10 protein-coding genes and 1 pseudogene are annotated in these 10,486 nt (G+C 42.8%); all 11 read right to left on the bottom strand.

Going from position 1 to position 10,486, the window contains the following annotated elements:
• The coding region (locus JCM19033_RS23925; RefSeq protein ID WP_054637810.1) for a hypothetical protein at nt 1–297 on the bottom strand (297 nt) is incomplete at its 3' end.
• A 233-nt stretch (nt 298–530) separates the two neighbouring features.
• Nucleotides 531–2,270: an EAL domain-containing protein gene (locus JCM19033_RS21100; RefSeq protein ID WP_054637809.1), complete on the bottom strand. Its 1,740-nt coding sequence runs from the start codon at nt 2,268–2,270 to the stop codon at nt 531–533.
• 305 nt (nt 2,271–2,575) lie between these two features.
• On the bottom strand, nt 2,576–3,007 hold the full coding sequence (fabZ, locus tag JCM19033_RS21095; protein WP_054637808.1) for a 3-hydroxyacyl-ACP dehydratase FabZ: 432 nt from the start codon (nt 3,005–3,007) through the stop codon (nt 2,576–2,578).
• Nucleotides 3,008–3,103: 96 nt separating this feature from the next.
• Nucleotides 3,104–3,391, bottom strand: a complete 288-nt coding sequence (locus tag JCM19033_RS21090) for a DNA-directed RNA polymerase subunit beta (RefSeq protein ID WP_054637807.1) — start codon at nt 3,389–3,391, stop codon at nt 3,104–3,106.
• 54 nt (nt 3,392–3,445) lie between these two features.
• Nucleotides 3,446–4,276: a flagellar hook-basal body protein gene (locus JCM19033_RS21085; protein WP_054637806.1), complete on the bottom strand. Its 831-nt coding sequence runs from the start codon at nt 4,274–4,276 to the stop codon at nt 3,446–3,448.
• A gap of 125 nt (nt 4,277–4,401) precedes the next feature.
• A complete protein-coding gene (locus JCM19033_RS21080; protein WP_306301426.1) occupies nt 4,402–5,091 on the bottom strand; it encodes a flagellar hook-basal body protein in 690 nt (229 codons plus the stop codon).
• Nucleotides 5,051–5,227, bottom strand: coding sequence for a flagellar basal body protein (locus tag JCM19033_RS27775; protein ID WP_306301425.1), 177 nt, complete (start codon nt 5,225–5,227; stop codon nt 5,051–5,053). Before JCM19033_RS27775 ends, JCM19033_RS21080 begins: the two co-directional genes overlap by 41 nt.
• A 406-nt stretch (nt 5,228–5,633) precedes the next feature.
• A complete protein-coding gene (locus JCM19033_RS21075) occupies nt 5,634–6,635 on the bottom strand; it encodes a rod shape-determining protein (RefSeq protein ID WP_054637805.1) in 1,002 nt (333 codons plus the stop codon).
• 286 nt (nt 6,636–6,921) lie between these two features.
• A pseudogene (locus tag JCM19033_RS28575) lies at nt 6,922–7,631 on the bottom strand (glycerophosphodiester phosphodiesterase family protein).
• 1,044 nt (nt 7,632–8,675) lie between these two features.
• On the bottom strand, nt 8,676–8,960 hold the full coding sequence (gene spoIIID / locus JCM19033_RS21060) for a sporulation transcriptional regulator SpoIIID (protein WP_054637802.1): 285 nt from the start codon (nt 8,958–8,960) through the stop codon (nt 8,676–8,678).
• Nucleotides 8,961–9,389: 429 nt separating this feature from the next.
• Complete coding sequence (locus JCM19033_RS21055; protein ID WP_054637811.1) at nt 9,390–10,052, bottom strand: PolC-type DNA polymerase III; 663 nt, start codon at nt 10,050–10,052, stop codon at nt 9,390–9,392.
• Nucleotides 10,053–10,486 lie beyond the last annotated feature (434 nt).

Raw genomic sequence — 10,486 nt, 5'->3', positions numbered from 1 at the left:
TTCATCTTCGCCTTCTTCGTCAACGTCAAGATCGTCAGCTTCGCCTTCCTCTTCGTCGCCTTCTTCATCTTCAAGCTCTACGTCGTCTTCTTCGTCAAGCTCAACGTCGTCGCCATCTTCTTCATCTTCGATTTCAAGCTCGTCGTCGCCTTCTTCGATTTCAACGTCTGCTTCTTCTTCTTCACCTACACCGTTGTCGTCAAGACCGTTTTCATCTTCGCCAGCGTCTCCACAGCCAGCTAGTACTCCCATTGCAAGTAGTGCAGATGCTCCAGTATAAAGTAGTTTTTTATTCATGTTATAATCCTCCTTGGATATTTAATGATTGATTTGTTTGGTTGGGCTAATCTGTCTTGTGTGATTAGCTGATTCTTATGCTATCAGAGGGTGAAGTGGTCGTCTATGAGTTTCGCTTCTTTTTGAATGTCTTTTACATTTTCACACGATCTTGTGTAAAAAGTACGATATTTAGGTGTTTTACCTTTCATATGCTTCTCGACTTAGAAAGACTCTCTCATCCTTAAACTTTATTAAAATTGCTTAGTATTGTTCATGTATGCTAACAATTCACGGCACTCTTTACTATTTACTGGACGGTTAAAATAGTATCCTTGCGCAAAGTCGCATCCTTGTTTTTTTACAAGATCATAATGTTCCAGAGTCTCTATCCCTTCGCATGTAACCCGCAATTTCATCATTTTAGCTATTTCAATGACCATCTTTACAATGGCCGCATTTTCGTCGTGACCGTTGCTTTGACTTACAAAGGATTGATCAATTTTCACGATATCAACAGGGAACTGTTTTAGCTGAGTAAGTGAAGAATATCCCTTGCCAAAATCATCGAGAGACACTTTGACTCCCTTATGTTTCAGCCTTCTTATTCTTCTGATGGATTCCTTTAAATTAGCAATGGCATTGTTTTCGGTGATTTCAATGCACAGGCATTCCGGAGATAAGCCCGATTCCCGTAATGCAGAGCTAACAATGGTTTCAAAATGATCACTTTCAAAAAAAGGAGGAGATACATTAACAGAAACGGAAAGGTCGGAAAAGCCTTCCATCTGCCAGTTTTTCACCTGTATGCACGCTTTTCTCAGCACCCATTCATCAAACTCATGAAGATATCCGTTCTCTTCTGCCAAGGGTAAAAACAAAGCAGGAGACAGGGTGCCTTTCTCCGGATGATTCCAGCGAATTAAAGCCTCCACACCGTGTGGTTCACCGCTTAATACATCCATTTGCAGCTGGTAGTAGACTTCCAGCTGTTCCGCTTCCAATGCTTCCTGCAGCTGATTACTCAGCTTAAACTGCTCCATAGAGTGATCCTTCATTGCTTCATGATAATAGCTGAAATTATTTCTGCCTTCATCCTTTGTCTGGTACATGGCAAAATCAGCATTCTTTAACAGCTCTTCCACGCTTTCTCCATGATCGGGATAAAAACTGACACCAATTGAGGTCGTAAGGTAAACGTTCTGGCCTTCCAGACGTACCGGGGCTCTTAGAGAATCAAAAATCTTGCTTAGTAACACAGCGGTTTCTTCTTTCTCTTCTGTGTCTTCAACAAGAATTGTAAATTCATCCCCGCCGAACCTGCTTATTTTCCCGTGATCTTTGACCGCTGCGTAAAGCCGCCTGCTCACTTCCTGGAGAAGTACATCCCCTCTTTGATGGCCAAAGGAATCGTTTACTCTTTTAAAGCGATCTAAATCCAAAAATAAGATCCCAAGCTTTGTCCCTTTTCCTTGCCTATCTCCTATCGCTTCTTCCACCATTTGTTCAAATGCCATGCGGTTGGGCAGACCGGTTAAGCTGTCGTGATGGGCTAGATAAGATGCTTCTTCCTCTGCTTTTTTTCGTTCGGTTATATCCCTCATTATTCCTATAAAAAAGGAGTCGCTTTCCGGTTCCTTTTTTACATAAGTGACCGTCATAAAGGAACAAAATTCTTCTTCGTCTTTTCTTTTATTAAAAAGTTCCCCTGTCCATGTCCCTTTTGTATTCAAGTGGTCCCACATATCAACAATTGCTTCTCTGGAGGTCTTTCCCGAACTGATAAATTTAGGATTCTTTCCATAAACTTCTTCGTATGTATATCCAGTCATTTTTTCGTAAGCTGGATTAACCATAATTATCCTCTGTTTGTAATCCGTAATGACAAGTCCATCATTCATGTGGGAAAATATTCTCCAAATATTCTCAGAGTCAAAGGATAGCTCTTTAAATATCTTTTCTTTATTTAAATGAAGACTTTGCCCTTGCTTCATACCAGCTCCTCCTCTCTTTTTTGTTTTATACAGTAAGAAGGCATCTCTAATAGTACTATCGGTAAAAATGCAGAAAAGATAAACAACTGTGATAGTTTTATATACAAAGTTTAGAATAGGTTCCATCCTGGCAAAATACTTTGTTGTTGGAAGCTCCCTTGCACCTAAAACATCCCATCATGCAGCGGAATTGTTGATTTCTAGAAAGCCACCATACGTTTTCACGAGAAAGCTGTGGCAAACTGCCCTTAAATAAAAAACATCTATATTCATAGCTTTTGCTATCAATATAGATGTGTTGGGTTTTATTCAGCGTCCTGCAAAGCAAACATTAATTCTGTTTCAGCGACAACCTTGCCGTCTACACTGGCAGTCCCTTTGCCTTTTCCTATTTTCCCACGCAAACGAGTCATTTCGACTTCCAGGCGGAGCTGATCGCCAGGCTTTACTTGTCCTTTAAAACGGCAGTTGTCAATTCCTGCAAAGAAAGCAATTTTACCGCGGTTTTCTTCTTTTTTCAAAATCGCTACCGCTCCTGTTTGAGCCAGCGCTTCAATAATGAGGACACCGGGCATCACAGGATAGTCAGGAAAATGACCGTTAAAATACTCTTCATTGGCAGAAACGTTTTTGATTGCTGTACACATCTTGCCCTCTTCCACTTCTTCTACTTTATCAATAAGAAGAAAAGGATAACGATGAGGAATAATTTCTTTGATTTCATCAATATTTAGCATATGTATGCACACCCTTTTTTATATCGTAGAAAAAGAAAGACCCCTTTCCCCGGAGTCTTCCTTTTGCCTGCTTATTCCGTGAGCAAAGGTTCCACTTTATTCTCTTACGTTTACAAAATCAATGAGACGCTGCCATGTCTCCCATCGCAGAATCTGAGTAGGTTCTCCGCCTCCAAGAAGACTATAGCCGAATACAAGGCCGATAATTAAACTGATAAAAAGAAGCACAAAAACGATGACCAGGCGAAGCCAGATTGGAATTAAGCGAATGCGCGGACCAATCCTCCACCACTTTACATCGTTGTCCTTACTTTCCACATTAGCCTTTTCGTCTCTTTTTTCTGCTCGCAAACGAGCCTCTTTGTTTTCCGCTTCGTTACTCATGGCAATTCCTCGTCTTCCTTGATTAGTAAATCAAAGTTTTTTTGCAAGTTACTTCTATCGAAGATTATTGATAAGACCCATCATTTGATCTCCTTGACTGACAGACCTTGCATTAAATGAATACGCACGCTGAGCGTTAAGCATATCAGCAAATTCTTTGGAAAAATCAACGTTCGATTGCTCCAGTGCATGCTGCTGCACTTGAGCTTCGTTACCAGCTACCAACTCTATCACATTTTCAGCCTCAATATCAAGAGCAGCAAGGTCCGGAAGAGTGAACATACTGCCGCCTGCTCCTTCTAAAAGCTGGGGTTTCGTGATGCGGGCAAGCTCCAATTCCCCGATGTTCACTGACTCTCCATTAGCAAGTACGGCTTCCATCATTCCCTCATTCGTTAACTGGAAGTCTCGGGTGCCAGCTGGAACAACAAAAGGAGTTCCTTCTCCAGAAAGAAGCTCGTTTCCATCGCCTCTCACAATCACCTGCTGATCAGGGTTTGCCGGGTCTGGCGAAAGGTAGAAAGCCCCGTCTCTCGTATAGAGGACTTCCCCTTCCTCTCCTTGAACAGGAAAGAAGGTTTCACGGTCTGTTAATGCAAAATCTAAGGAACGTTCTGTTTGTTGAATGCTGCCTTGCTCCATGCGAAGAGCTGTCTGTGCTATCTTTGCTCCACTGCCCACACGAATGCCCAAAGGAGTTAACCGTCCTCCTTCATATTGCTGTGCACTCTGGTTATTAACCTGCTGGGCCAAAAGATCGGAAAAGGAATGTTCTCTGCGCTTATACCCTGTGCGGTCAGCATTGGCAAGATTGTTGGAGATCGTATCAAGCTGCTGCTGGAGCTGGCCCATGGTAACAGAGGAGGTAATCATTGATGTATTCATAAAGGTCACACCTTTTTGGATAAGTAGTATGTCTTGCTGTGCTGCTCTTGTTCCTGTTCAAAGGCAAACTTTAATTGCCATGCTTGCCTCCAAGATGTACATTTCCCGGGAAATTTACTTTACGATCAGCCCAGGCGCCCTACTTCATTGACTGCTTTGTCCATGCTTTGATCATAGGCTTGAAGAACCTTCTGGTTAGCCTCAAACGTTCGAAAAGCGCTGTTCATCTCGGCCATGGTTTGGGCAGCATCTATGTTAGCCCCTTCCAGGAACCCTTGATTCAGCTGAAAATTTGCTTCTTCTACCTCAAGGGCATCTGGCAGTTCATCTTCCCCTTCACCAAGACGGTAAAGGCCTCCTCCTTCTCTTACCAGGGATTCCGGATTTCCAGCAAAAGCTACTCCGATTTGCCCAGCGATCATTCCTTCTTCAGTCTCTATTACCCCATTTTCCCCCACGATAAAATGCTCATTTCCGACATTAATGGTATTTCCGTCAGTCCCAAGGATATAATGTCCTTCTGCTGTGACCAGTGCCCCATCTCCGTCGACAGTCCAGCTGCCATTTCTAGTGTAGCGCTGCTCACCGTTTTCATTTGTTACATTAAAAAATAAGGCGCCCGCACGTCCTGTTTCTTCATTTACCGGCATATTTCCCTGCAGTAAGGCAATGTCAGTGCTGTTCCCTGTTTCCCGCAAGTCCCCTTGCGTAAAATTAGGAGTTCTTTCCTGCATATAGACTCCAGTGGCAAGCGTCCCAATCGGTGCTGCCTGATTAGGCGGCATACTTGCTGTATTTTGGGCATAGATCATCATTTCGGGAAAAGACCGAATTGAAGCATGATCCCTTTGTACCAGGTGTGTTGATATTTGCCATGTTCTCCGTCAGCATTTCTGTGCGGCGCTGTTGAGTAATCATTCCGGCAGCAGCTCCGTAAAAACCTCTTAGCATGGATGTGGTCCTCCTTCGTTCTCTCGAGCTGTCTATGGTTAGGATATAGATTTTAATGCTATGTACATTCATTCAGTCTTGGTCTGCGTGTAAGGATAAGCCAGTCCATCGTTCACAGGATCAGGTCATATGCCCAGCCATCATGAGGAGATTGTGTAACCTGTCATCTACATTATGTCCTATGTCATACGGCTTACCTATCTGGTGTTTTGTTTTGTAAGAAAAAAAGATCCTTTCTATTATATCGGCTATTCTTCTTACTTTTTCAAGGAATCAAGGAGAAAAAAAGATTAATCACAACCATACTGCTACATGCTTCGACAATGAACAAGGTTTTTCCTGCTTTTCCGTTCGTTTCTCCTATAAAAAAGGTCCCATGCCAATTGCATCAGGGACCCGGAGTAATTTATAACGTTGCTTTCTTGTTTGATAGTCTGTCAAGATTTTCAAGCATAATTCCTGTACCATTTGCCACGCAATGCATTGGCTCTTCCGCGATCATCACAGGAACCTTTAATTCATCAGCTAACAGCTCATCAATTCCGTGAATTAAAGCTCCTCCGCCAGTTAAGATCACCCCTCGGTCTATAATATCAGCCGATAGTTCTGGAGGAGTTCGTTCTAATACTGATTTAGCCGCCTGGACGATGTGACTTGCTGATTCCATAAGCGAGCCATAAATCTCTGAAGCCGTGATAGAAATCGTGCGTGGCAGACCGCTGACCATGTCACGTCCGCGAATTTCCATTTCCGCTTCCCGTCCGCTTGGAGATACAGTAGCTACTTCCATCTTAATGGCTTCAGAAGTACGAACACCAATAAGAAGTTTGTATTTCTTTTTAATGTAATTTAAAATGTCCTGATCAAATTGATCGCCTGCTACTTTAATAGAGGATGCCGTGACGACATCGCCCATAGAAAGCACAGCTACATCGGTTGTGCCTCCGCCGATATCTACAACCATGTGGCCGCTTGGCTGGAAGATATCCATGCCTGCACCTACCGCTGCTACTTTTGGCTCTTCTTCCAGGTACACATTTTTACTGCCGCTTTTCTCTGCAGCTTCTCTGATTGCCTTTTGCTCTACCGATGTAATGTTTGTCGGGCAGCAAATAAGAATTCTTGGTTTAGAAAACATGCTTTTTACATTAATTTTATTTAAAAAGTGCTTGAGCATCGCTTCCGTTTGTTCAAAGTCTGCAATGACGCCATCTTTCATAGGACGAATGGCTACAATGTTGCCAGGTGTACGGCCGACCATTCGGAAAGCTTCTTCCCCTACCGCCATGACCCGTCCTGTTTGTTTCTCAATTGCAACTACTGATGGCTCGTCCAGTACAATTCCTCGGCCTTTTACATGTATTAGAACGTTTGCCGTTCCTAAATCTATCCCAATATCTCTGGCCATTTTCTTTGTCGCTCCTCCCTTTATCTACAACCAAAATATATCCATACTCATTGAAAACACATCACTAAAAGGAGCCACCACAAAAAACGTGACTTCTGTAGGATGCAAAAAGGCGTTTTTTAGTTATTGTTTTCTTATCTCTCCGTTTTTATACCGGCATACGCTCTTCTCTAATCTGTAATTTTATCATAAATAAATGGAAACAGAAACAAAAGTCAACCATTGATTTTGAAAAATTGTCTTCAGTGGGAAAATTATCTTTTATTCCATATCTCATAGGAAAGACCTAGATATCATGGGGGTTTTGTGTAGTCTTTATGTCTTCTAGATGCCTGTTACGTAATTTGACAGCCGCTGCTGGATCGTCTGTCATCACTGTATCAAAGCCAGCTTTAATGCAGCATTTGATTTCAATAGGATTGTTCACTGTGTACACTCGCACTTTTATCCCGTGACGTTGAAGTTCCTGCATTTCTTTTACTGTTATTGTATTTACATTGGCATGTAAAGATGTGATGCCGGTGCTTTTCATATAAGACAGGGGATCATAAAGGCCAGCCGTTACAAGAAGTGCGCTTTCTATGTCAGGGTGATTCTGGTGAAGGTCAACCATGATTGAATGGTAAAAGGAAGAAGGATGATCTTCTTTTGAACGTTATGCTCCTTGATTACATCTGTTACTTTTTGGGCCAGAGTTTCATACCCTGGTTTATGCTTTTTTAATTCTATATTTATAAGAATGTCTTTGTCTGTAAGCCATTCTAGAACATCTTTTAACAAAGGAACCTTTTCTCCTCGAAAGGAAGCATCTCTCCATGAACCTGCATCAAGCTTGGAAATTTCCTTTGCTGTCAGCTCATGAACTGCGCCAAACCCATCTGTCGTCCGGTTTACTGTATTGTCATGAATGACCACGACTTCTTCGTCTTTTGTTAATTGCACATCAAGTTCGATACCTTCAGCCCCGGCATCCACAGCTGCCTGAAAAGCAGTCATTGTATTTTCCGGGTGAGTGATTGAAGCTCCCCTATGGGCGAAAATGTTTGTCATCCTTTTTTCTACCTACCTTTCTGGCTTGAAAGCTGGGCTTGTCTTAAGCAGACAGGCCGGTCATTCATTGTTTTCCCGCTTTGTTTTGAGCCGCAGCACCTGATTCTTTCTTCTATTTTATCACGGGACTCTTGCGTGGAAAAAACAGAGCTTGGTGTTGTACGTGATACCGGCCTTTTCGGCCTTTTTTAAAATGTTGATTTTCATGATTGAAAATCAGGGAGTCTTTTACCTTAGGAATCCACCTGCAAACGTAAGAAAACTCCCTGACGGGAGGGAGTGAAAATATGGGTTGTAAAAGGGTGATCGGCAAACCAGCCAGGGATGGCACGACATGGAATAAAGTCAAATGGAACACGAAGCAACCGGCACCTTCTCTTTTCTCATTTAACTTACACCATTTCTACCGCGCTCATAGTATACTGTATTCCTTTGTAAAGATTTGACCTGTACTCCTGTGTATATCTATGTAAGCTTTACAAAAATATACGGATGACCAGAGATCCAAGATGTGGGCGCGGCAGAGGGAGGATCCTCACTTTCTCTCCTCTCCCCGGAGGCTCTCTATCTTTATAATCTACTTTTTTTCATCGTCCTCTATTTGTCAGGAATAAAAGAGAGGAAATGATCTATATATGAAGTAAGAACAAATGGTAGATATCTTTGGGTGGAGCAAAGGAATTGGAAGAGCCTCTTTTCTTTTCATACAGGCCGGTTCAACGATAAATGGAAACCTCTTGCTCACGCAAAAGGGCCTGACAAAAGGGCCAGACCCGGCTTTATGGTTGTATAACAACTTCGTAACTGATTATTTATCAAATGTAATGTTTAATAGAATACTAATGTCTTGTGTGTCTGATTATTCGAAGAGGTGAGATACGGTTTGGACACACGAAGAGCTATGAACGTACCTATGGTGGACATAGGAGACGCATGCAGGGGGCACGTTGGAAGCTTATTAAGGGGAGATAATTGAGAGGGTTCTGTTACTTAAATAGTAGGTTCTGTTTGCACAGAGGATCTATCTTGGGTTTTCTTATACTTAATTTTAGTTGCTTCTCCACCTCGAAGATGGCGGATCGATTTATGGTATTCAAGAATTTCCTTTACTTCGTTTGCCAGTTCAGGATTAATCTCAGGAAGCCTTTCAGTCAGGTCTTTGTGGACGGTGCTTTTCGAAACCCCAAACTCTTTGGCGATCGTCCGCACAGTCTTGCGAGTCTCCACAATGTACCTCCCAATCTTGATAGTTCGTTCTTTGATGTAATCGTGCACAACCACTCGCCTCCTACTCCATTCTTGGTGATTTGTTACAGTTTATTAACGAGTGGGCGTATATATACCAAAAACTCAAGCAGGACAAGGCTTTCCTTTAAATAAGTGCCTAACACCCTCGCGGTGGAGTGCCTCTTTGGGGTGGGACCTCTGGGGTGTGGTGCCTGGCACCTATGGGCCGCTGTCATCTTATGTTCGCCTCCTCTGCGCTGTAACCCCTGGGGATGGGGCGTTCTCTCCTTTTTCTTTATTACAGACCATCTGCGGTGCCTGGCACCTATGGACCCCTGTCATCTTATGTTCGCCTCCTCTGCGCTGTAACCCTTGGGTTGATGCGTCTCTCCTTTTTCTTTATTACAGCCAACCTGCGGTGCCTGGCACCTTGATATACGTAAAAAACCACTGGCATATGCCAGTGGTTTACTCTTATTAAAATTGAAGTATTTTTCCGTTTTCTTTACAGGTAATATCGATGATGTCACCGAGTGTTCTTTTTCCTCGCATCCTAAGATGGTGAAATATCTCCACAAGGAGGTGGGCCGTTGTTAAAGCATCTCCTAAGGCACTGTGTCTTTGATATATGTTTGTTCCAAATTGCTTAGCATAATGTTCAAGATCTCTCATATCCCAGGATGGGTTTAAATACCCGATCAAATCTAACGTATCGAGTGATAATGGTTCATCAAAAGTAAATTTATGCCGTTGTAATTCTTTTTTTAAGACCATTACGTCAAAGCTTAGATAATGACCAACCCATCCTCCGCTGTCATTTTCTTCAACGTATTTATAAAAGGCTTCAATAGCTTCAAGAGAATTAGGAGCATCCTTTACTTGTCCCTCATTAATGCCAGTTAGTTCTACAATTCTTTCCGGGATTTCTCGCTCTGGGTTCACAAAGGTTTGAAAGGTTCTATCGGTGACACTCATGTTTTCTACTTGGACAGCCCCTATTTCAATGAGCCGATCTTTCCCTCCGATAGAAAACCCTGTTGTTTCAGTGTCAAAGACGGTAAACGACATGTTCTCTAATGGCGTGTTTAACGGGAGCTGATTGGCTAGTTGGTAGTGAAGGCTTTTCTTTTTCCAAAACATCATCACGTACAATCTCCCCTCTTGTGATCAAGCAAGATATTTCAGGCTTATTTCAAATTTAGTACCTATGTTTTATTCCCCATAGACAATCTCCTAAACAATGTTAACGCTTACAATTTTAAATAATTAGAAAATTCTTTATACAATGATTATATATAAAACTGACTGGTTTGTCAGCAACTTTTATAGTTACCCGTTTATTTTTGCTGCGGCACGAGACGGCAGGGTGCCTGGCCCCCCGCAAGCTCTGTAATATTTCCTCTGCGCCAACACCTGACCACACGCACTCTCCCGGTTTCTTATGTTACAACCGACGCGGGTGCCTGGCCCCCCGCAAGCTCTGTAATATTTCCTCTGCGCCAACACCTGACCACACGCACTCTCCCGGTTTCTTATGTTACAACCGACGCGGGTGCCTGGCACCCCGCAAACCC

The organism is Thalassobacillus sp. C254 (assembly GCF_001310615.1).
This window is presented reverse-complemented; position numbering and strand designations above follow the sequence as displayed.

Excerpts from the sequence above, each read along its gene's own strand:
- JCM19033_RS21055 (WP_054637811.1), bottom strand. The coding sequence starts at position 10,052 with ATGTTTTGGAAAAAGAAAAGCCTTCACTACCAACTAGCCAATCAGCTC.
- JCM19033_RS21090 (WP_054637807.1), bottom strand. The coding sequence starts at position 3,391 with ATGAGTAACGAAGCGGAAAACAAAGAGGCTCGTTTGCGAGCAGAAAAA.
- JCM19033_RS21075 (WP_054637805.1), bottom strand. The coding sequence starts at position 6,635 with ATGGCCAGAGATATTGGGATAGATTTAGGAACGGCAAACGTTCTAATA.
- fabZ (WP_054637808.1), bottom strand. The coding sequence starts at position 3,007 with ATGCTAAATATTGATGAAATCAAAGAAATTATTCCTCATCGTTATCCT.
- JCM19033_RS21100 (WP_054637809.1), bottom strand. The coding sequence starts at position 2,270 with ATGAAGCAAGGGCAAAGTCTTCATTTAAATAAAGAAAAGATATTTAAA.
- JCM19033_RS21080 (WP_306301426.1), bottom strand. The coding sequence starts at position 5,091 with ATGATGATCTATGCCCAAAATACAGCAAGTATGCCGCCTAATCAGGCA.
- JCM19033_RS27775 (WP_306301425.1), bottom strand. The coding sequence starts at position 5,227 with ATGCTAAGAGGTTTTTACGGAGCTGCTGCCGGAATGATTACTCAACAG.
- JCM19033_RS21085 (WP_054637806.1), bottom strand. The coding sequence starts at position 4,276 with ATGAATACATCAATGATTACCTCCTCTGTTACCATGGGCCAGCTCCAG.